This is a genomic window from Glutamicibacter sp. JC586, from assembly GCF_009805585.1.
Lineage (GTDB): Bacteria > Actinomycetota > Actinomycetes > Actinomycetales > Micrococcaceae > Glutamicibacter.
Genome location: NZ_VHIN01000009.1, coordinates 134,971 through 157,662 on the forward strand (window position 1 = coordinate 134,971; position 22,692 = coordinate 157,662).

Annotated in this window: 17 protein-coding genes; 10 read left to right on the plus strand and 7 right to left on the minus strand. The window is 55.6% G+C overall.

Going from position 1 to position 22,692, the window contains the following annotated elements; genetic code table 11:
* Nucleotides 1–13: 13 nt before the first annotated feature.
* The 4 genes from FJV47_RS07085 (at nt 14) to hpaD (ending at nt 4,902) form a co-directional block, all read left to right on the plus strand.
* The gene (locus tag FJV47_RS07085) at nt 14–1,540 is read left to right on the plus strand and encodes a fumarylacetoacetate hydrolase family protein (RefSeq protein ID WP_200831971.1); all 1,527 of its coding nucleotides are present in this window, start codon (nt 14–16) and stop codon (nt 1,538–1,540) included.
* Nucleotides 1,540–2,199, plus strand: coding sequence for a GntR family transcriptional regulator (locus FJV47_RS07090; RefSeq protein WP_159611462.1), 660 nt, complete (start codon nt 1,540–1,542; stop codon nt 2,197–2,199). The genes FJV47_RS07085 and FJV47_RS07090 overlap by 1 nt, the downstream gene beginning before the upstream one ends.
* 67 nt (nt 2,200–2,266) lie before the next feature.
* The gene (gene hpaE, locus FJV47_RS07095) at nt 2,267–3,760 is read left to right on the plus strand and encodes a 5-carboxymethyl-2-hydroxymuconate semialdehyde dehydrogenase (protein WP_159611464.1); all 1,494 of its coding nucleotides are present in this window, start codon (nt 2,267–2,269) and stop codon (nt 3,758–3,760) included.
* Between the two features lie 32 nt (nt 3,761–3,792).
* Nucleotides 3,793–4,902, plus strand: a complete 1,110-nt coding sequence (hpaD, locus tag FJV47_RS07100; protein ID WP_370514979.1) for a 3,4-dihydroxyphenylacetate 2,3-dioxygenase — start codon at nt 3,793–3,795, stop codon at nt 4,900–4,902.
* 282 nt (nt 4,903–5,184) lie between these two features.
* Here hpaD and FJV47_RS07105 read toward each other — a convergent pair whose 3' ends face one another.
* Nucleotides 5,185–5,895: a FadR/GntR family transcriptional regulator gene (locus tag FJV47_RS07105; RefSeq protein ID WP_370514981.1), complete on the minus strand. Its 711-nt coding sequence runs from the start codon at nt 5,893–5,895 to the stop codon at nt 5,185–5,187.
* A 152-nt stretch (nt 5,896–6,047) separates the two neighbouring features.
* On the opposite strand from FJV47_RS07105, the gene FJV47_RS07110 reads away from it, so the two are divergent.
* The 5 genes from FJV47_RS07110 (at nt 6,048) to FJV47_RS07130 (ending at nt 13,173) form a co-directional block, all read left to right on the plus strand.
* Entirely contained in the window at nt 6,048–7,409 is a 1,362-nt protein-coding gene (locus FJV47_RS07110; protein ID WP_159611466.1) for an SLC13 family permease, read from the plus strand.
* Between the two features lie 82 nt (nt 7,410–7,491).
* A complete protein-coding gene (locus tag FJV47_RS07115) occupies nt 7,492–8,697 on the plus strand; it encodes a CaiB/BaiF CoA-transferase family protein (protein WP_200831975.1) in 1,206 nt (401 codons plus the stop codon).
* Nucleotides 8,698–10,206: a carboxyl transferase domain-containing protein gene (locus tag FJV47_RS07120; RefSeq protein WP_159611469.1), complete on the plus strand. Its 1,509-nt coding sequence runs from the start codon at nt 8,698–8,700 to the stop codon at nt 10,204–10,206. It abuts the gene before it with no gap.
* A gap of 99 nt (nt 10,207–10,305) precedes the next feature.
* Complete coding sequence (locus FJV47_RS07125; RefSeq protein ID WP_159611471.1) at nt 10,306–11,946, plus strand: ABC-F family ATP-binding cassette domain-containing protein; 1,641 nt, start codon at nt 10,306–10,308, stop codon at nt 11,944–11,946.
* Between the two features lie 129 nt (nt 11,947–12,075).
* Complete coding sequence (locus FJV47_RS07130; RefSeq protein WP_235026387.1) at nt 12,076–13,173, plus strand: acyl-CoA desaturase; 1,098 nt, start codon at nt 12,076–12,078, stop codon at nt 13,171–13,173.
* A 78-nt stretch (nt 13,174–13,251) separates the two neighbouring features.
* Here the strand turns inward: FJV47_RS07130 and FJV47_RS07135 are convergent, their stop codons facing one another.
* From FJV47_RS07135 to FJV47_RS07160, 6 genes are all read right to left on the minus strand, one after another.
* A complete protein-coding gene (locus tag FJV47_RS07135; protein ID WP_159611475.1) occupies nt 13,252–14,808 on the minus strand; it encodes an MFS transporter in 1,557 nt (518 codons plus the stop codon).
* 101 nt (nt 14,809–14,909) lie between these two features.
* Nucleotides 14,910–15,659 carry a TetR/AcrR family transcriptional regulator C-terminal domain-containing protein gene (locus FJV47_RS07140; protein ID WP_159611477.1) on the minus strand — a complete coding sequence of 250 codons (750 nt, stop codon included), beginning with the start codon at nt 15,657–15,659 and terminating at the stop codon, nt 14,910–14,912.
* A 54-nt stretch (nt 15,660–15,713) separates the two neighbouring features.
* Nucleotides 15,714–16,703 (minus strand): hypothetical protein, encoded by a 990-nt coding sequence (locus tag FJV47_RS07145; protein ID WP_159611479.1) that lies wholly within the window; start codon nt 16,701–16,703, stop codon nt 15,714–15,716.
* A 104-nt stretch (nt 16,704–16,807) separates the two neighbouring features.
* On the minus strand, nt 16,808–17,728 hold the full coding sequence (locus tag FJV47_RS07150; protein WP_159611481.1) for a sugar ABC transporter permease: 921 nt from the start codon (nt 17,726–17,728) through the stop codon (nt 16,808–16,810).
* On the minus strand, nt 17,728–19,323 hold the full coding sequence (locus tag FJV47_RS07155) for an ABC transporter permease subunit (protein WP_200831972.1): 1,596 nt from the start codon (nt 19,321–19,323) through the stop codon (nt 17,728–17,730). The genes FJV47_RS07150 and FJV47_RS07155 overlap by 1 nt, the downstream gene beginning before the upstream one ends.
* A gap of 116 nt (nt 19,324–19,439) precedes the next feature.
* The gene (locus FJV47_RS07160; protein ID WP_159611483.1) at nt 19,440–20,705 is read right to left on the minus strand and encodes a maltose ABC transporter substrate-binding protein; all 1,266 of its coding nucleotides are present in this window, start codon (nt 20,703–20,705) and stop codon (nt 19,440–19,442) included.
* 265 nt (nt 20,706–20,970) lie between these two features.
* Between FJV47_RS07160 and FJV47_RS07165 the strand changes: the two genes are divergently transcribed.
* The gene (locus tag FJV47_RS07165) at nt 20,971–22,659 is read left to right on the plus strand and encodes a glycoside hydrolase family 13 protein (RefSeq protein ID WP_159611485.1); all 1,689 of its coding nucleotides are present in this window, start codon (nt 20,971–20,973) and stop codon (nt 22,657–22,659) included.
* Nucleotides 22,660–22,692 lie beyond the last annotated feature (33 nt).

The window sequence follows — 22,692 nt, forward strand, 5'->3', positions numbered from 1 at the left end:
TACGACATAATGTATGACGAAAGTAGGACGATCAACGGTGAGCACTACTGTTCCAGTAACCCAAGAGACCTTCGCCCAGGCCGGCAAAGTTCTGGCTGTACACCTTAGCTACTCATCCCGCGCTGAACAGCGCGGACGTACCCCAAAATTCCCTAGCTACTTCATGAAGGCATCGAGTTCATTGGCCGTCACCAATGGCACCGTTGAACGCCCCGCCGGCACCGAGCTCCTTGCCTTCGAAGGTGAAATTGCCTTGATCATCGGCACCACCGCTCGCCGCATCAGCGTTGACGAGGCCTGGGGCTATGTCGGATCGGTGACCGCATCAAATGACCTAGGCGTGCACGATATGAAGTACGCAGATAAGGGTTCCAACATCCGTTCCAAGTCCGGCGACGGCTACACTCCTCTAGGCCCTAGCCTGTTGGACGCCGCAAGCATTGATCCAGCCAAACTACGAGTGCAGACCTGGGTCAACGGCACCCTCGCGCAGGACGCAACCACCGCAGAATTACTCTTCTCATTCGCCACGATCATCGCCGATCTATCTCAGCAAATGACCCTGCAGCCAGGTGACATCATCCTCACCGGTACTCCCGCTGGCTCCACCGTGTTCTTCCCCGGCGACGTCGTTGAAGTTGAAGTCACCGACCTGATCACCGGCACCTCCACCGGCAAACTAAAAACCACCGCAGTCGAAGGCACCGCCGCCTTCGGATCCTTCGGCAACCAGCCCAAGGTCAACGAGAAGGATAAGGAAGACGCCTACGGCGATCGCGCTTCAGCTGGACTTCCTCCGGTAATCACCGGCAAGGACGTACTGACCGACAAGGTGCGCGAACAACTCGCCTCGGTCGCCACCGCCACCCTATCCGCCACCCTGCGCAAGCGCGGATTAAATAACGTGAACATCGAAGTCCCCGGCGCCACCAAGGGAATGCAGCGAGTCATCGGCACCGCCCGCACCTTGCGCTACATCCCCAACCGTGAAGATCTGTTCAAGGCTCACGGAGCTGGCTACAACACCCAGAAGCAGTCCATCGACTCCCTTGGCAGCGGCGAAATCCTCGTGATGGAAGCCCGTGGAGAAACCGGCTCGGCCACCCTCGGTGACATCTTGGCGCTCCGCTCCCAGCAGCTAGGTGCAGCCGGCATCATCTCAGATGGTGGCGTCCGTGACCTGGACGCCGTGTCCAACCTGGACATCCCTGTTTTCTACAACGGCGCTCACCCGGCAGTGCTTGGACGTAAGCACGTGGCATGGGATAAGGACATCACCGTTGCTTGTGGTGGCGTCTCGGTTCAGCCAGGAGATGTGATCGTTGCCGACTCCGATGGCATTGTGGTCATCCCGCCAGCACTGGTTGAAGAAGTTGCCGCCGAGGCAGTAGTTACCGAGTCAAATGACGAATTCATCTTTGCCATGGTCAAGCGTGGCTACGGCATCGAGGGTCTGTTCCCAATGAACGCTGAATGGAAAGCCAAGTACAACACTTGGAAAGATGCTGGAAGCCCGGAGTTGGATTCATGGTCACTGTAATGAGCGCTTCAAAGTCTGAGGTCGCCTATCAACTGGTCTCAGAACGCATCAACACTGGCGCTTACTCCCCCGGATATCGTCTGGTGCTCGGCACCATTGCCGAAGAACTGGGCTGTTCGGTAGTGCCGGTGCGTGAAGCAATCCGCCGGCTGGAAGCCGAAGGTCTTGTTCACTTCACCCGCAATGTTGGGGCTACCGTAGCCCAAGTGGATTCCACCCTGTATCTGCACACCATGCAGACGCTGATGATCATTGAGCCAGCTGCCACCGCTTTAGCAGCGCACGCCATGGACGCCGCATGGTTGTCCAAAGCGCGAGCGTTGAACGAAAAAATGCGTCAGTGCTTGGAAGATTTTGACCCGGTGGCCTTCACCAGAATGAATACCGAATTCCATCAGTTGCTTTACGGACAATGTCCCAACCCGCACATTTTAGACCTAGTGCAACGCGGATGGCGCCGGCTGGCAGCAATGCGGGCCAGCAGTTTCACCCACATCCCGTATCGTGCCCGCGAATCGGTCAAGGAACATGACGGGTTGCTGGATCTAATTGAATCCCATGCCACCCCGGCACAGATTGAAGCGGCCTGTCGTGAACACCGAGCCCACACCCTCAACAGCTATCTGAAGGCCGCTGGTATGGAACCCAGCGTCATCTAAGACAGAAAATTCTTCCCTCCCCACGGCAACGATGCCGGAACCACCACCAAAAACGAAAGAAATTCTCATGAGCGAGCACTTCGTACCAGAAAACCTTCCAACCCATCTGCAGCACTACATCGACGGAACCTTTGTTGATTCCATTTCTTCAGCAACTTTTGACGTTCAAGAACCGGTAACTAACCAGAATTACGCCACCGCCGCCTCGGCCCAGCCAGAGGATGTTGATCTGGCGGTCGCCGCAGCTAACAAGGCGTTCAAAGAAGGTCCTTGGTCCAAGATGCTGCCACGTGAGCGTTCGCGTGTATTGCACAAGATCGCTGACATCGTTGAATCTCGTGATGACGAGCTGGCCCTGCTTGAGTCCTACGACTCGGGTCTGCCAATCACCCAGGCTAAGGGTCAGGCACGTCGAGCAGCCGAGAACTTCCGTTTCTTTGCAGACCTCATTGTCGCTCAGGTAGATAACTCCTTCCGCGTCCCAGGTCGCCAGATGAACTACGTGAACCGCAAACCAATTGGCGTCGCCGCATTGATCACCCCATGGAACGTACCGTTCATGCAGGAATCATGGAAGCTGGCTCCGGCCATCGCCACCGGTAACTCCGTGGTTCTCAAGCCTGCCAGCTACACCCCACTTTCGGCAGGACTATGGCCAGCAATCTTCAAAGAAGCTGGCCTTCCAGAAGGCGTCTTCAACCTGATTTTCGGCTCCGGTTCAGTTGCCGGCGACTACCTGGTCAAGCACCCTGATGTGCCACTGGTGTCCTTCACCGGCGACTCGTCCACCGGCGCCACCATCTCCACTGCAGCAGCCCCATTCTTCAAGGGCCTGTCCTTGGAACTGGGCGGAAAGTCTCCTGCCGTAGTCTTCGCCGATGCTGATCTAGAAGCCGCCCTGGACGCCACCGTCTTTGGTGTCTTCTCACTGAACGGTGAGCGTTGCACCGCTGGTTCCCGCGTGCTCGTACAGCGCGATATCTATGATGACTTCGTAGCCAAGTTTGCAGAACGCGCGAAGAACATCCGGGTGGGACTGCCAAGCGATCCAAAGACTGAAGTCGGCTCGCTGGTTCACCCGAAGCACTTCGAAAAGGTGATGAGCTATATCGAAATCGGCAAGGGTGAGGGCCGGTTGCTGGCAGGTGGCGGACGCGCTGAAGGCTTCGAAGAGGGCAACTACGTTGCACCGACAGTCTTCGCGGATGTAGCACCGGATGCGCAAATCTTCCAGGACGAAATCTTTGGTCCAGTTGTGGCTATCACCCCGTTTGATACCGACGAGGAAGCACTGGAATTGGCCAACAACACCAAGTATGGTCTGGCTGCCTACGTATGGACCTCCAATCTGAAGCGTGCACATAACTTTGCCCACCAGATTGACTCCGGCATGGTTTGGCTGAACTCGAACAATGTCCGTGATTTGCGCACGCCATTCGGTGGCGTGAAGGCTTCGGGTCTAGGCCGCGAAGGTGGTTACCGTTCGGTGGACTTCTACACCACCCAGCAGTCCATCCAGATCACACTCAACGAAGCACACTCCCCTAAGTTCGGCGTTTAGCCACCATTAGCTTGATTGCAAAGGAGCACATCATGAGCAAAGAAATTTCAAACCCAATTCCCACCCCATCGGTTCCAGCGCCAGATATCCTGCGTTGCGCCTACGCAGAATTGGTCGTTACCGATCTTGAGCGTTCCCGTAATTTCTACGTGGACGTGCTGGGCCTGCATGTTTCATACGAAGATAAAAACCAGATCTTCCTGCGTTCCTTCGAAGAATTCATCCACCACAACCTGGTACTGACTAAGGGTCCAGTAGCAGCACTGAAAGCCATGGCATTCCGCGTTCGATCCACCGAAGAAGTAGATAAGGCCGAGGCCTACTACAAGGAGTTGGGCTGCCGCACCGAGCGCCGCAAGGAAGGCTTCGTTCGAGGCATTGGCGACGCTGTTCGTGTTGAGGATCCGCTGGGCTTCCCTTATGAGTTCTTCTTCGAGACCACCCATGTTGAGCGCCTGCACATGCGTTATGACCTGTACTCGGCCGGCGAATTGGTGCGCTTGGACCACTTCAATCAGGTCACCCCGGATGTACCGCGTGGACGCAAGTACCTCGAAGATTTGGGCTTCACAGTTACCGAGGATATTCAGGACGATGAAGGCACTACCTACGCTGCTTGGATGCAGCGCAAGGGTACCGTTCATGACACCGCGCTGACCGGTGGCAACGGACCACGCCTGCACCACGTTGCCTTCTCCACCCACGAGAAGCACAACATCATCCAGATCTGCGACAAGATGGGTGCGCTGCGTATCTCCGATCGCATCGAACGCGGCCCGGGCCGTCACGGTGTGTCCAACGCGTTCTACCTGTACATCTTGGATCCAGATGATCACCGCATCGAGATCTACACCCAGGATTACTACACCGGCGATCCAGATAATCCGACCATCACCTGGAACGTGCACGATAACCAGCGCCGCGACTGGTGGGGCAACCCAGTAGTCCCATCCTGGTACACCGAGGCTTCCAAGGTCCTAGACCTTGATGGCAACGTGAAGGAAATCGTCGAGCGTACCGATGATTCCGAACTTGAGGTCACCATCGGTGCCGACGGTTTCTCCTTCACCCGCGATGGTGATGACACCGGTTCGTACCATGGTCAGGCTTCCAAGGGCTTCAAGCTGGGTAACCAGGTCTAAGCTGCTGGGCTAAATAATCCCGGGTTTCTCGCGTATTGCGCGGGAAACCCGGGGTTATTTGTTGTGAATCCTATTTTGTTGCCGGTTGCTAGAGCGTCTCTTCGGGCGGGCCTCTTCTTTAGATCCGACTTCGCTGTTTCAAAAACCAGTCGGCCTATCGATGCATCGACACACGTAAGCACGCATGCTCGTCATTTCTATAACTAGCTGACCACCGAACCATCCGGGCTCGGTCGATGCTTCCACTTACATTGCGGCGACACACCGCTTACTACTGCTGGCCTACTGGCTGTCCTTAAGCAATGCCACGTCGGAAACCAGTTCAATATGCTCCTGCATTGCAACTGCAGCCGCCTCACCATCCCCATCACTAATCGCTTCAGCGATCTTGCGGTGAGACTCCAAGGAGCGTTCTGGCCGGCCTGGTTGCCCCAGGGATTCCAGTCGAGTTTCCAGCACCATTTCAGAAATAAATGTCATCAGTTTCTGCAATACCGAAGACTTGGCGGCACCGGTGATTGCTTCATGAAAGAGCTCGTCCCCTTTCTCGCCGCGCCCGCCGTTTTTAATCTCTTGAGACATCACAGTCAGTGCCTGATTGATCTTTTTCAGGTCTGCATCGGTGCGCCGTTGCGCGGCCAACGAAGCAAGTTTTACTTCCAAGGTGCTTCGCGCTTCAACAATTTCTGGGAGCCTATTTTCGTGCTCACGAAGTTCACGCAACACCGTGGCGACGCTGGGGCGGTAGACCAATACAGCCCCGGTTCCGTGTTTAACATCAATGACACCCAGAACTTCCAAAGCCACTAGTGCCTGAGCCAATGTAGCTCTCGAAACCCCTAGCTGATCTGCTAATTCGCGCTCTGCAGGCAAGTGATCCCCGGGACCCAATTGCTCCTGTTCCACAAAAGCTAAGATCTGCTGCATGAGCTGCTCATAGAGCCTTGGGCGTTGCACCTTGGCAAAACCAGCCGGCTTCTTGATTTCAGCCACGTTCCCTCCCTCTGCTGTGTTCTAGGACAAACTTACACCGAAATTTAGCTTGACAAGACACTCGGAGTCTAGGAGGCTAGGCCAGTGAGCCAGTGACTCCCGTCACACAAAACAAACTCGCTTTGCGGCCTACTGCGAAAAGGATCAACCACATGTCTGTCGCGTTAGTTTCAATCTTGATCTTGGCGGTGATGTTCATCATTGCCACAATTTTCCCCATTAACATGGGTGCCTTGGCCTTTGTCGGAGCATTCCTGCTGGGCACCGTCTTCCTTGGAATGGACACCAAAGAAATACTCGCCAGTTTCCCCGGCGGCCTGTTCCTCACCCTAGCGGGCGTCACCTACCTCTTTGCCATTGCCCAAAATAACGGCACCATCGACATACTGGTGGATAAAGCCGTCAAACTGGTGGACAGCCGAATCTCACTGATCCCCTGGGTCATGTTTGTCATCACCGCGGCCATCACCGCCATTGGTGCCCTCGGCCCAGCAGCGGTAGCGATCATCGCACCGATCGCACTGAACTTCGCGCAGCGCTACAAGATCAACCCACTAATGATGGGCATGCTCGTGGTTCACGGTGCACAAGCCGGCGGCTTCTCCCCAATCGCGGTCTATGGCGTGATCGTCAACGGACTGATCGAAAAGGCTGGTTTCGATTTCAGCTCCACCGCGCTGTTCCTGACCAGCTTCATCTTCAACTTGGTCATTGCCATCGTTCTGTTCATCGTCTTGGGCGGACGGCAACTCGTCGGCCAGCGCGCCGGTGCTATCGCTGAACATGTTGCCAAAGCTCGCCTGGAAGTTTCCGCCGGCGCCCATGCAGCAGACGTTGACTTCAAGAGCAGTGGCTCGGGCACCTACGGGCCACGCGATCCAGCCGGCGACGGTGCAGCACCCCATGAACCAGGTCAGCGTTTCGGTCAGGTCATGACCATCATTGGTTTGATTGCCTTGGCAGTAGTCGCCCTGGGCTTCAAGGTGGACGTTGGATTTGTCTCCATCACCATCGCGGTGTTCCTTGCCCTGGTAAACCCAAAGGCGCAGAAGGGTGCCGTAAACAAGATCAGCTGGGCCACGGTGCTATTGATTTGCGGCATGCTCACCTTTGTTGGCGTGCTCGAAGAAGCTGGCACCATCGAATACGTTTCCAACAGCGTTGCTGGTCTGGGTGCACCACTACTGGCCGGCCTGTTGATCTGTTACATCGGCGCCGTCGTTTCCGCTTTTGCTTCCTCCACCGCTATTTTGGCCGCACTGATTCCGCTGGCCATTCCGTTCCTGAATACCGGATCCATCAGCGCTACCGGCCTAATCTGCGCACTGGCCATCGCCTCGACCGTAGTTGATGTCTCGCCTTTCTCCACCAATGGAGCACTGGTGCTGGCCAATGCCCCCGAAGGTACCGACAAGGACCGCTTCTACAAGCAGGTCTTGGGCTACGGAGGAATCGTTGTACTGGTTGGTCCGGTGCTGGCCTGGGCACTACTGGTGTTGCCCGGCTGGCTCTAAGCGGCACCCTGAACACCATTCGAAAAATCTTTAGGAGGCTGATATGAGTTCAACAAAAGAAAAACACTCGACTGCTACCAACATGGACGGCGCAGGGCCGAGCACGATCGGACCCCTAAGCGGCTACGTCATCCTTGACCTCACCCGTGCCTTGGCTGGTCCGCACGCCGGAATGATGATGGGTGATCTTGGTGCCAAGGTCATCAAAATTGAAAGCGTTGACGTTGGGGATGACACCCGAGGCTGGGGCCCACCCTTCGTGGGCCCTGAAGAGAATCCCCAGGCCACCTACTTCCTGTCCTGCAACCGCAATAAGCTCTCACTTTCGCTAAATCTGAAAGATCAAGAGCACAAGGCCAAACTTGTAGAGCTGATCAAGAATAGCGATGTTCTGATGGAAAACTTCCGAGCTGGTGTTTTGGATCGTCTGGGCTTCAGCGTGCAAGTCCTGCACGAGTTGAACCCGCGCCTGGTAATCATGTCGATCACCGGTTTTGGTCACGACGGTCCAGAAGCCCATCGCAGCGGCTACGACCAGATCTTGCAGGGCGAAGCCGGCCTGATGTCCATAACTGGGTCGGGTCCCGAGGATCCGCAAAAGGTCGGCGTTCCCATCGCTGATCTGCTCTCGGGAATGTACGGCGCCTATGGAGTGCTCGCAGCCTTGTTGGAGCGCGAAAAAACCGGGCTCGGACAGGTGGTGCGCACTTCCCTGCTGGCCTCCATTATTGGTGTGCATGCCTTCCAAGGAACCCGTGCCACCGTGGCCGGCCAGAACCCGCAAGCCATCGGAAACCACCACCCATCCATCGCACCCTATGGTTTGTACGCATGCAAGGACTCCAAGATACAGATCAGTATCGGCAGCCAGAAACTGTGGCAGAATTTTGCCACCACCTTCAACCTGCCCGCAGATGATCCGCGTTTTGTTGATAATCAGTCCCGTGTGGCCAACCGCCCCGCGCTCAACCTACTCATCGAGCAGGGATTCGCACAGTACAACGCTGAAGATCTCTTAAGGATCCTCGATGACGCCGGCATCCCTTCGGGCAAGGTGCGCAGCATTGAAGAAGTATATGAATGGGAACAGGTGAAATCTCAAGGACTCATCGTTGAGGTGGAGCATGAAGTTCTAGGCAAGATCAATTTGCCCGGCCCACCCTTGCGCTTCTTCGATCCGGCCACCAACAAGGAGACCACACGCACCGCGCATGCTGCCCCGCCGGTATTGAACTCGGACGCAGATGAAATTGAGCAATGGCTGCTCTCACGCAAGGAGGGTAGGTAGATGAACACTTCGACAATGCGTATCGATGCTGCCACGCTACTGGATATCGTGTTGGATGCTGGCTCCTTTGAGTCATGGGACCAGACCCCGATCCAACCACCACTAAGCGATGAGTACGCCGCGGACCTGCACGCAGCGACGGCTAAAAGCGGAACCGACGAGGCGGTTATCACCGGTAAAGGTCGGATCCACGGCCGCGAGGTTGCGGTAATCGTCTCCGAGTTTAGATTTCTGGCTGGTTCCATCGGTCAGGCAGCAGTGCAGCGCATCGTAGCTGCGATTCAGCGAGCCACCGCGCTCAAGCTTCCGTTGCTGGCAGGTCCCGCCTCGGGTGGTACGCGCATGCAGGAAGGCACGCTGGCCTTCTTGGGAATGGTGGCCATTACCGATGCGGTCCGCCGCCATAAGGAAGCCGGGCTGCCCTATCTGGTGTATCTGCGCCACCCGACCACTGGCGGTGTGATGGCCTCATGGGGTTCGCTCGGGCACATTACCGTGGCCGAGCCCGGTGCACTACTAGGCTTCTTGGGCCCACGAGTGTATGAAGCTCTGTATGACCAGAAGTTCCCGGATGGGGTGCAAGTTTCGGAGAATCTGTTCCGTAAGGGACTGATCGATGCGGTGGTCCCAGCCGATGAGCTCTCGAACTTGGTGAATCGGGCCCTATCAATTCTTCAACCGTCCCCCACCAAAAATAGCTTCCCTGCCCCTATGGGCCAGTCCTATTCACGGGGTAACAAGGATGTCTGGGATTCGGTTCTTGCTAGCCGTAACCCGCGTCGCCCAGACACGAGAATGTTGTTGGCGACCGCCGACGAAGCGTTGCCACTAAACGGTACCGGTCAGGGCGAAAAAGATCCCGGCCTGATACTGGCCTTGGCCCGTTTTGGCGATCAGGCCTGCGTGGTGATTGGGCAACAACGTCCTCGACACCCAGAAACTGCCAGCTTGGGTCCAGCCTCATTGCGGGAGGCTCGTCGAGGCATGCAGTTGGCTCAGGAGCTGAAGCTACCGTTGGTGACCATCATCGATACCACCGGTGCCGAATTATCCGTGCAGTCAGAAGAAGGTGGGCTAGCCGGAGAAATCGCGCGGTCCCTCAATGAGCTCATCGGTTTGCGAACCGCTTCGGTGTCGGTGCTTCTGGGGCAGGGAACCGGAGGTGCCGCGCTAGCGTTGCTTCCCGCGGACCGGACGCTGGCTGCGGAAAATTCTTGGTTATCCCCCTTGCCACCCGAAGGCGCCAGCGCCATCATTCACCGCAGCACCGATAAAGCTCCCGAGATGGCGCGGCAGCAGAAAATCGGTGTGCCGGCGTTGTGTGAAGCAGGTTTGGTGGACCACGTGGTGGAAGAACAGGTGGATGCTTCGAAGCAGCCGCGTGAATTCTGTCAACAGCTTGGCTTAGCCATTGCTGCAGAAATTTCCTTGGCCCGGGCCATCCCGGATGCACACCGTTTGGCCCGCCGACAGCTGAAATTCCAGCGCATCGGCGAAGCTGAAGCCTAGGCCCACGTACAACACAGCGGTTCGAGCCCTTGACAGTTCTTGTCTTGGGGCTCGAACCGCTGTGCTTTGTGCAGCTTTCAGCACACTAAACTTAATTCCATGACTGCAACGCTCGTGGCCAAAGACCTCTCTGGTGGCCACGCCCACCGAACCCTGTTTTCTTCGCTGAGCTTTACCGCTAGCTCCTCAGATGTGTACGGGGTGGTGGGCGCCAACGGCGCCGGCAAATCAACGTTGCTGTCATTGTTGGCCAAGGCAGCTACACCACAGGCCGGATCGGTGAGCACCGCCCCAGACTCAGCATTCATCGGCTGGCTACCTCAGGAACATGAACGCATCCCGGGTGAAACCATCACCGATTATTTGGCCCGCCGCACCGGATGTGCCCAGGCCACCGCTCGCATGGAAGAAACCACAGAGGAACTAGGTAGCGGCAAGCCCGGCGCCGACGATGCCTACGCCACGGCCTTTGACCATTGGATGGCCTCCGGGGCGATGGACCTTGAAGACCGCATTCCCGAAGTGCTGGCCAAATTGGGCTTCACTCTGGCCTTAGACACCGAGATGTCTTCACTCTCCGGTGGACAAGTGGCACGCGTAGCCTTGGCTGCCTTGTTGCTTTCCCGCTTTGACATCGTATTGCTCGATGAACCGACCAATGATCTGGACCTTGCGGGACTCGAACTGCTCGAAGAGTTCATCAATTCCTTGCGCTCCCCAGTCATTCTGGTGTCCCACGACCGAGAGTTTCTGGCTCGTTGCACCACCGGCATTATTGAGCTAGATCTGGCCCAGAATAAAGTGGCGGTCTATGAAGGCGGCTACGACTCGTATCTGGCCGAAAGGGCTATCAACCGTAGCCACGCTCGCGAGGCCTACGAACAATTCGAGAATCAAAAAGCAGACCTGGTTTCCCGCGCCCGCACGCAACGCGAGTGGTCATCCCAAGGCGTACGCAATGCCATGCGTAAAGCACCGGATAACGACAAGATCCGCCGTCGAGCCAATAGCGAATCTTCGGAAAAGCAGGCCGCTAAGGTCCGACAAATGGAATCTCGGATCTCTCGTTTAGAAGAAGTGGAAGAACCTCGCAAGGAGTGGGTTCTGCAATTCTCCATTGCGGCTGCCCCGCGTGGCTCCTCGGTGATGTGCACACTCAATGAAGCTCAACGACAACTTGGCCAGTACAGCGTTGGACCGGTCTCGGTCCAGGTGAATTCCGATGACCGTATCGGAATTACCGGTCCAAACGGCGCCGGTAAATCCACATTGCTGAACATGCTGCTTGGCAAGATTGCTCCGGATCAAGGAAGCGCGTCGCTAGGTAGCTCTGTGAGCATTGGCGAAATCGATCAGGCCCGCACCCAGTTACCGGCAGATCTGAGCCTCGGGGCAGCATTTGAACAAGCTGTTCCCGAATTCTCTTCGGCCGAGGTGCGCACCCTCTTGGCAAAATTTGGGCTTAAAGCCGACCAGTCAAATGCTTTGGTCCGCTCGCTGTCCCCCGGTGAACGTACTCGGGCTTCAATGGCTTTACTTCAAGCCCGCGGAGTCAATCTTCTGGTGCTTGATGAGCCAACTAACCACTTGGACGTGCCAGCTATCGAGCAACTCGAAGAAGCACTTGAAGTCTACGAAGGCGCCCTACTGCTGGTCACGCACGACCGTAGGCTGCTAGAAAATGTCCGCCTGACCACGCGCTGGGAAATCACCGACGGCGAACTCACTGTCCAGTATTAACACTGGCTAGGTAGCAGGACTTTTATAGTTCGTTCACAGTCTCGTGCCGTAGTCTTGAACGCATAGGAGCCGAGACTTTCAGTTCTTTCGACTGAGATGTCGCCCCGCTACCACAGCCTAGGAAACGACTTGAGTAGCAGTTCCATTCTTCAGCCCTCCGCACCATCAAACCGGCCCGGAGACCCCAAAAGCTTTTTCCACGTTAAGAAACTCGTCCAAGATGCAGGCCTATCTGGACGACGTCGCGCACACTACCTAGGACTTGGCTCTGTACTGGTGATCTTGCTTGGTTCAGCGATTGCTGGATCCATTCTTTTGGGCCACAGTTGGTATCAGCTATTGATTGCTGCAGCCTTGGGAATTTTATTGACTCAGTTCGCATTCCTGGCACATGAGGCGGCGCACCGTCAGATCCTGTCTTCGGGCAAGACCAATGACAAGCTTGGTCGTTTTTTGGCCAACGTGGTTGTGGGCATCAGCTACCAGTGGTGGATGAATAAGCACAACAAGCACCATGCCACACCCAATACCATTGGCAAGGACCCGGACATTGAATGGGACACCATTTCCTTCCAGCCCGCTGATGCCAAACGACAGCGCGGTTTCCTGAAATGGATCACGGAACGTCAGGGCTATCTGTTCTTCCCTCTGCTGACCATGGAAGGATTAAATCTTCATATTCAGTCGATCCGTTACTTGTTCACTGCAGAGCGCACGAAGCGTCGTAAGCGTGAAATTGCCGCCATTGCCTTGCGCGTAGGAATTTACCTTGCGCTGATTTTTGCCTTATTACCCCTCGGCATGGCCTTCGCTTTCATTGGAGTTCAGCTAGCAGTCTTCGGTATCTACATGGGCGCTTCCTTCGCCCCGAACCACAAGGGCATGCCCATGGTTCCCGGCGATGCGCGTATCGATTTCTTCTCACGCCAAGTTCTAACCAGCCGCAATATTATGGCTCGCTCCTCCTGGGGCAACCGGATACTCTCCCACCTCTTTGGTGGTTTGAATTACCAAGTGGAACACCATTTGTTCCCCTCGATGCCCCGTGCCAATCTGGCAGCGGTTTCCGACATCGTGCGTCAGTACTGCGCAGAACATCAGATTCCCTACACCGTAGCCGGCATTCGAGAATCCTATGCTCAGGTGATTACCTACCTGAACAAGGTCGGCCTCTCGGCACGAGATCCGTTTGATTGCCCCATGGTTTCTGGATACCGCATGAGCTAAGAACCACAGATCATTTCGCCATGACGCGAAAAGGGACACTGACCAAATGGTCAGTGTCCCTTCGCTTTACTTTGACGTTTAAGGTTGCGCGTCGGCCGGTTGGCTGGGCTCTTTTGGACCCACCACATCGATGGCACCGGTCACCGTACGTGGGGGTTCATTGGAAACCGGTACGTACTCTTGACGCGTTGAAACACGCTTCTCCGTACGGCTTTGACGCAGGTCGATAATGGCAACTAGCAAGGTGGCAACTACCAGCAACGAGATCGCTACGAAGGATAATTCCATAGCCACAGAGTAACCGGCGACGTGGTTCAAACCGTAGAACACTGCGGTAATGACCGCGATTCCCACGGCTGTGCCCACGCGCTGAGAGGTCTGCATTAAACCGCCGGCGCTACCCGAATTGGCCACCGGAACTTCCATGAGGGTCAGAGCTTGGTTTGGGGAAATGATGAAGCCTTGCGCAATGCCGATAAAGGCCAGCGAGAGCAACATCCACCACACATTGAGGTTGTTGTGCTCTTCAAAGAACACCACAGCAATCGTTGCTAGGAGCCCGAAGAGCGCGCTAAGCGTTCCGCCGATTAGTAGTTTGCGTCCCAGAGTTGTGGCGTAACGGCCGGCGATATGCGAGCTGAAGGCCGATAGCAGTGCTGCTGGTAGACAGATCAGACCGGCCTGAAGTGCACTAAATCCTTGGGACGCTTGAACATAGATCGCCACTAGCACCCAGACGCTGGAGACGCCCATGAAGTACAGCCCGGCGATCAAAGTTCCGTTGGTGAAACTTCGAATTTTGAACAGCGCGAGTTCCACCATGGGTTCGCGACCACGTTCTTTGTAGTTCTTTTCCCACACTACCCACAACACCAGCAATACCACCGCCGCAATCAATAGCCACCATAACAGCGGATTTTCGCGGCCTTGGACGAAGGGCAAGAGCAGCGCGAAGATGCTCATCGCCAGCAACACCCCGCCCACTGGATCTAGATCTAGGCGTCCAGCGGGTTTGGTGAACAGCGGTTTAGGAAGCCAAATGAGCGCCAAGATGATCGCGCCGATACCAACGGGAACGTTGATCAAGAAGGTTGAGCGCCAACCGGCATCGGCTCCCAGCCAGTTGATTAGTAACCCGCCAAGCACCGGCCCCACAGCTACCGAGAAACCAACTACGGTCCCGAGCAAACCATAGGCCCGGCCCCTAGCTGCACCGCGGAAGTGTTGCTGGATCATCCCCATGACTTGAGGGTTCAACAGTCCGGAACCAACGCCCATGATAAATCGAGCAATGTTGAGCATCATGGGGTCGGTAGCACATCCTGCCAAAACGCTGGCCACGGTAAAAATGACCAAGCCCGTCACGAAGACAATACCTCGACCCAACAAATCACCGGCTCGCCCTGCCGCCACCAGTACCACGCCGAAGGTCAGAGCATACCCAGCCAGTACCCACTGCATGTCCGCTTCACTGGCATGCAATGTGGAACCGATGGAAGGTAGCACCACGTTGACGATGCTCACCGAGACCAGGGACATAAAAATGGCTGCAAGCAGGACACCAAGCAACCGCCACCGGGCGCCAGAGGAGAGTTCGTCGGTTTCAGGTGGCGCTTGCCTAGGACTGTTCGGCATTGACACTACTTTCAGCACAAGTTCAGGCCCCAGGATCCTGTGGCCTTAGTCCCTACAGCGTAACTTGGTCCGCAATTATTCCGTGACCAGAAGTTTTATGCTTAGTCAGTGGCGGATTGTCGATTTTTCGCGAGGTAATGCTCAACGGCGAGAAGGCGAGTCTCAATTAGTTCTTCGAAGAGTTCATCGCTGTCCGGTGCTGGTAGTTCTAAGGCCTGACGCGAAAGTGGGGCTGCAATTTCTGGATAAGCGTCAAGTCGTTCGGCCGAAACCAAGTGGCTCACGAATTCTAGGTTGCCAGGTTCGAGTCGGTCATAGACGTAGTCGACGTTCAGGACAAATCCCAGAACATCACGTTCCAGTGCACGAACCATGCTCACGGATTGCTTGAGGGTCAACCCGATATCCACATAAAACCGAAGTATGCGTTCAATCAATTCGGTTCGCCGTGGACCAGGTACAGCGTCCACTTTCTCGTCCCAGTTCATTTGGGATGCTCGCGGATAGGCGCGCAGTGCATTGCGCGTAGCAACATATGCATCGCGCACGCCCTGCTGCCAGTGGGTGGCATCAAATTCAACTAACGGGCTGATGGCAAGGAAACGTTGTACTGCCAGATTAACCACTTCTTGGCGGTCCGCTACGTAGTTATATAGGGCACGAGGCGTGACACCCAATTCGGATGCAAGTCGGTGCATGGTCAAGGCGCCGTAGCCTTCGATACCAGCGATTTCTAGTGCCTTTTCGGCCAATAATTCTTTACTCAGAGATGTGAACGCAGAATCCTTGCGGGGACGTCCACGCCCACGCTTCGCCGCCGTTGCGGGCGAAGTTTCCTTATTTTCGGCCATCTCAAGAGGATATACGTAGTTTCTGAGTAAATCCGTTTAGCACGCCCATGATGCTTAGAACAGGGCCAGCAACTTGCGAGCACGATCGTGCCACATGTCAGCGGCCACGGCCAGGTGCCCGGCTGCAAATGAGAGTCCTCCGGCCAGCCATGGCCATATAAGTGTTGCGCCGTAGGCATCTGGCAGCGAGGCCACGTAACCGGCCACAATCACCAGCAGCCCGGCGACGACGAGAGCAATGTGGGCGATTCTCCAACGGAACGGAAGCAAGATGCCTAGCACTACCAAAACAGCACAAGGAGCAATAATCATCCAGCCCGAACCAGCAAAATCGTTCAGGCCAGCGACTGCTGCAAAAATGATCGCGGCTGCCAGTAGAATCGCCGCGGTAATCATCCAGCCCGGATCGGGGCGGGCCATGGATCCTCGCATCATCAGCAGGGGCGTGAACACCTGCGCCCACAACAAAATCGTGACCGGGATGAAATACAGGGCCAAAGCCGAACCACCGCTAAGGCACACCACGCTCATCAGCACTGCGCCAAGCACTCGAAGAACCATCGATGTCGCGCCATGCGTCCACAGTGGCAACAAGCTAAAAACAGCCGGAACAAAGGCCAGCCAGATCAGCTGAGAACCAACGAGAGTTTCAAGGTCCGAAAGCCAACCACCCCAGTGGCCAAGTACGCTGAGCGCTGCTTGCTGCCCTACCTCAGCATCTTGGGGTGGCGAGAAGAGCACCACCACAATTGTGAGTAACGACAGCGCAAAAATCGGCCAGGCCAAGATTCGAGTCAGGAAGTAGTTACCGCTGCTCACTTCGAGCTCTTCAGGTTCGGTGCGCTCGAACTTCAAAGCTCTCATCGCCGGATCCCCCAACAAATTCATCAGCTCGCGCTTGCGACGCCCGCCACCGGGCAAACTTCTAATCTCTTCACGCGTTTGTTCAAGAACTTGCTTTCGTTCATTCTCAGAGAGGAAATCCAAGGCACGACGAAGTTGCTCCAAATAGTTGCGGGCAGCGCGTGGCAGATTCTGGCTCATACCTTTTACTCTACGTGGCTTCAGCACAGCTAGAACGTAACAATGCGGGACAACGCCAGTGGCGTGCCCCGCATCATCAATTTTCCCTAGTTCTTATTTTCTGCTTACTTTCCAGCGCCCGCCGTCAGGCCACCGACGATGTATTTCTGCAAGAACAGGAACAAGGCCATCACCGGCAAGGCAGCGAGTACGGCGCCAGCGGCAAAGACAGACCAGTTAGAGGTGAACTCTTCAGAAACATAGGAGTACAGGCCCACAGCCAAGGTCTGGTTTTCCGGAGAAACCAGCACTACCGAAGCCAGGACAAAGTCACTGGTGCTGGAGATAAAGGACAGCAGTCCCACCACGGCCAGGATTGGAGCAACTAAGCGAAGGATCATGGTGAAGAAGATCCGCGCGTGACCGGCACCGTCAATCTTTGCTGCTTCATCGATCTCCACCGGGATGGTGTTGAAGAAGCCATACATCAGATAGGTGTTGACCCCCAAAGCACCGCCGAGGTAGACCATGATCAATGCAATCTGATTATCAATGCCCAGCGCTGGGAATACATCACCAAGCGAGGTGAGCAGGATGAAGATCGCGACCACAGCCAGAAGCTGCGGGAAGATCTGCACGACGAGCAAGCTGACCAAGCCAACGCGACGACCGGTGAAGCGCATGCGCGAGAAACTGTATGCGGCCAGCGCCCCGAGGAAGACCGACGCGGCAGCTGTGGTCAAGCCGATGATCAGGGTGTTGGCAAACCAAGCTGCGTAGGGACGTTGTTCATTGTGGAACAGATCGATGTAGCTCTGGAAACCAATGGTGGAAAAGAAACCGTTGGAGGAAAGCAGAGTTCCGTTCGGGTTCAGTGAGGCAGAGAGTACATATAGCAGCGGGAAGGCCGCGTAGATGCACAGTGCCACACCAATTAGATGTCGCCATCCGGTGGTAGCAAACCATTTTCCAAAGGTACGACGCCCAGGCTGCGCAGGAGTACGGACGTTGAGTTTTGGTGTTGTTGAAGTGGTGTCGGCGCTCATTAGTTCAGCTCCTCCAGTGCCTTGGTCTGCTTAAAACTGATGATGGAAATGATCGCTACGATCACGAAGATGATGATGGAGAACGCACTGGCCAGCCCGTAGTCACGTTGTGAGCCGACAAAAGCTACCTTGTACACCATCGAGATCAGGATGTCGGTTGAACCCACGTTCAACCCAGCGTCTTCTAATCGTGGACCGCCTTCGGTGAGCATGTAGATCACGTTGAAGTTGTTGAAGTTGAAGGCGAAGGAGCTGATCAACAGCGGAGCGACAGAAACGAGCAGCAGCGGCAACTTGATCAGTCGGAAGATCTGGAAAGGTTTCGCTCCGTCAATGGTGGCAGCTTCCGAAAGCTCTTGCGGGATTGACTGCAATGCGCCGGTGCACACCAAGAACATATAAGGGAACCCCAGCCAGAGGTTGACCCACAGCACCGAGAACTTGGCCAGCCACGGATCGGTGAGCCATGGGATTCCTGCTCCCCCAAAGAGCACCTGGTTCACGAAGCCAAAGTCCTTGTTCAGCATGCCGGCCCACACCAGGCCGCCTAAGAAGGCAGGGAAGGCGTAAGGCAGGATCGAGATGACGCGATAAATCTTGCGCCCCTTCATTCGCATGTCATTGAACACGATAGCCAAGAAGAGCCCGAGGAAGAAGGTCGATGCCACTGACAAGAACGCAAAGGCAAAGGTCCAGACCGAGACGGAGAACAGTGCTCCACGGATTGACGAGTCGGTGAACGCGCGGGTGAAGTTATCAAAGCCGACGTTGATTGACCAGCCCGGCATCAACTGCGTCCCGTCTTGCGCGGTGAACGCTCCAACCCCGGTGTCGGTGTAGACGGTACCGGTTTTCTGATCGGTCATCGTATCGGCATCACGGTCGTAGCTCAGCGAGGAGGTGTACTGATAGGCGGTGCGTCCATCGCTAGTGCGCAACGTTCCTTCGGCTGGATCATCGCTGATTGCGACCTTCAGTGAGGTCACTTCCCCCTGACGGCTGAGCAAGTCAGCAAATTTGAGCTGGGTGTAGTTTGCCAAGGTGGCCGGGTCAACGGGTGCCAACGCGTCATCAACGTCGCCGAGCATCTGTTGGCCGTCTTTTTCAACCACCATGGCCAGACCGTCTTCACCGGTGTAGAGAGTGACCGGGTAGCCAGGGGAACCGGCAACACGTTCCTGGTTGGACTGCAACAGCGCTGAGACCGCGTCGGCTTTGTCCGAATTATGTCCCGAGCCATAGTTGGTGAAAGCAATGTAGCCGGTGTAACCGATGACAAAAACTTGGAAGATCAACAAGAAAATCGTGCCCGGCAACAGGTACTTCGCCGGCAACCAGCCCTTCTTGAAATACACCACGTTGATCACCACGGTGATCACTGCGATGACGGTGGCAATTAACCACGCTTCACGGCCGATAGCAGTAAAAATTGCAAAAACTGCCGTCGCGTCGATTAGGGCAACCATGATGATCTTGATCAGGATAGAACCGAGGCTGGTGCCTGATGCATTGGCAAATCGCTTCGCAGCTGGTGAGAGCTTGCGCTTGGGATCCTGTGTGCTGTTCGGTGGTGCCGGAGGGGCTGTCATAGTCATCTTCCAGATGTCCCTGTCATATAAAGCTCTGTGAGTGCTGGCCTGAGGTCAATGCTGGAGCCGGCGGCGAAGGCCAATCCGGCTCCAGCGTTAGAGGTGATGTGTAGGCAGGCGACCTACTTGCTGATGGCCTTTTCAATATCCTTGGTCATCTTTTCCCAACGCTGGGTTGGATCGGCCTTGCCGGTAATGATTTCAGCTTCGGCAACGCCCCAGTATTCCCACACTGCAGCCATTTCAGGAATGTTCGGCATTGGCACACCGGTGGCACCCACTTCACCGAAGGATGCGATGGTCTCATCGGACTTAGCAGCTTCGAAGGCAGCCTTGTTGGCCGGCGGGCGATTGCCTACTTCATACAACTCGGTCTGTACTTCTTCGGTACCGATGTAGTTGGTCAAGAACTCAGTAGCTGCCAACAGGTTTTCGGTCTTGGATGAGACGAAGAAACCCTGAACTGCAACGAACGGCTGTGCTTCTTCACCGCCTGCGGTAGGGATTGGGTCGATGGCCAAGTTGATCTTTGCTTTTTCGGCCGCTTCCACGTTCCATGGACCGGTCAACAGGAATGGTGAGTCGCCGGATGCGAACTTTTCCTTGGCAATATCGGCATCAATGCTGGTCTTGAGGGTTCCAGCTTTGCCTTGCTCCGCCAGCCACTTAGCGAATTCAACGCCGCCTTCGTTGCCGATCTGTAGATCCTTCGGATCATAGGCGCCCGCCTCATCGGTTCCGAACACTGGCGCTCCAAAAGAACTCTGGAATGGGTAGGCGTGGAACGGATCGCCTACATCGGTGACCTGGACCAAGAAGGGGAACTTGGTGCCCGCTTTTTTGCCGGCGGCAATCATGTCGTCGAAGGTTTCTGGAGCCTCTTTGACAAGGTCTGCGTTACGCAAAAGCGCCAGGTTTTCGGTGGCGTAAGGAACCCCGTAGGTCTTGCCTTCGTAGCTCATGGCGTTAACGGATACATCTTGGAAGTCCGAGGCTTTATCCCCGAGCTCAACTGGCTGAACAACACCGTTGTTCACCATGTTGCCCAACCAGTCGTGGGCGCCGATGGTGATATCAGGTCCCTTGCCGGTAGGAACTTGGCGCAGGAAGTCTTCCTGGATCTTTGAGAAGTCTTTGACGACCAGTTTCACCTTCACGCCAGACTGCTTTTCGAAGTCTGCAGCTGCTTCCTTGAGTACTGGCTGGCGGTTGGCATCAACCCAAACGGTCAGCGATCCACCGGAGGCAGCTGCTGGAGAAGATTCAGCAGCGGCTGGGCTAGAAGATGGCTGGGAGGTTGAACCGGATCCGCCGCAGGCAGTGAGTGAAAGAGCTGCGATTGCAGTCAAAGCTCCGCCAACTAGCCAAGGGTGTTTTTTCACCTTCATGGGATGTCCTTTCGTGACAACTTTGTCCGATGGGCCGGATCGGTTACGGAATTTCGTAGCACCGCCGGTGAAATCTAAAAATGCGAGTGTGCTTCACTTGTAAGCGTTTCCAGAGTGGCACACATCACGAGACTTAGCAAGTAAACATCTAAAAAACTTGCGCATGGGCGAAACAAGGAAGATCCAACCATCTCGTGAGGCCGACGATCAGCAGTTCGGATTGCAAGCGTTTACATTCATCCGAACATCCATTATCGTTACCGTCATGACTCAAACTCGCTCCGACGTTGAAGCTCTCACCCAGTCCAAAGACGCACAGTGGTGGCGCTCCTCGGTGATTTATCAGATTTATCCTCGCTCATTCGCCGACTCTAATTCCGATGGCATGGGCGATTTGAATGGCATTACGCAACGACTTGAGAGCATCGCGGACCTATCCGTTGACGCTATTTGGTTGTCACCATTTTTCTCGTCACCGCAAAAGGACGCCGGATACGACGTTTCCAACTATTGCGATGTAGACCCCTTGTTCGGCACCCTCGAAGACTATGACGCTATGGTGGCCAAGGCGCACTCACTAGGTTTACGGGTAATTGTCGATCTGGTACCTAATCACTGTTCCGATCAGCACCCGTGGTTCCAAGAAGCCCTCGCCGCAGCACCGGGCTCCCCCGAGCGAGATCGTTTTATCTTCAAGGACACTCCAGCATCAGGGCACCCAAATAACTGGGAATCGGTTTTTGGTGGACCAATGTGGAGCACAACAACCAACCCAGATGGAAGCGTGGGTCAGTCGTACCTACACATTTTTGATTCTTCTCAGCCCGATTTCAACTGGGAAAACGAGGAAGTGCGGGCAATGTTCCGCGACGTGCTTCGTTTTTGGCTTGATCGTGGCACCGACGGATTCCGTGTGGACGTGGCCCACGGCCTGATCAAGGCCGAAGGGCTTCCAGATTTCACCCCGGATCCTACTGCGGCATCCATGGGCGGCACCGAAGAACTCGCCCCTTGGTGGGGCCAAGATGGTGTCCACGAAATCTACCGCGACTGGCGCACTGTGCTCAATGAATACGATGGTGAGCGCGTACTGTGCGCGGAAGCTTGGGTTAACCCACTCTCGCTCATGGCAAAGTGGGTTCGCTCTGACGAGATGCATCAGGCATTCAATTTCCCCTACCTTTCCTGCGATTACGATGCGCAGCAGATCCGGGCAACCATCGACGAGTCACTGGCAGAGTTCAGCGCGGTCGGTGCACCGAGCACCTGGGTGCTTTCGAATCATGACGTGGTTCGCCATGCCACTCGTTTGGCACTGACCGAAGATAATCCTCAGGGTGACGGCATCGGTCCGAACACTCCGAATTTGCCTGATCCTGCCGTAGGTTTGCGTCGCGCGCGCTCGGCAACTGCTCTCATGTTGGCCCTTCCAGGCGGCTCCTATCTGTACCAAGGCGAAGAGCTTGGCCTTCCAGAGGCGGTGGATCTGCCCGATGAATCACGTCAAGATCCGACCTGGTTCCGCACCAATAAAGAGCGCTACGGTCGCGATGGTTGCCGCGTTCCTTTGCCCTGGGAAGCTGAGGGTGCCTCCTATGGGTTTAGCGAGAATGGCGAAAGCTGGTTGCCACAACCACAACAGTGGGCCGCTTACGCACGCGATGTTCAGCGCGAGGATGCTGATTCCACGTTGAACCTCTATAAGGCGCTGCTTGAACAGCGTCATACCCATAATTTGGGAACCGGCGAGCTTGTTTGGGTTCCCCAGGAGCACCAGGATTTGCTGGCATTTACCAACGGCAAAATTCTTGTAGTGGCCAACTTCGGCCAGAGTCCTTTGGCGCTTCCCGAGCTAGCAACAGGCGCAGAAGAACTGGTACGTAGCCAGCCTTCTACCGATGCTCAGTCCGGGAATATTCCAGCGGAAACCACCATCTGGTTCCAGTTGCCTTAGTAAGGTCATACGGTGCCAGAACATACTAGAGCA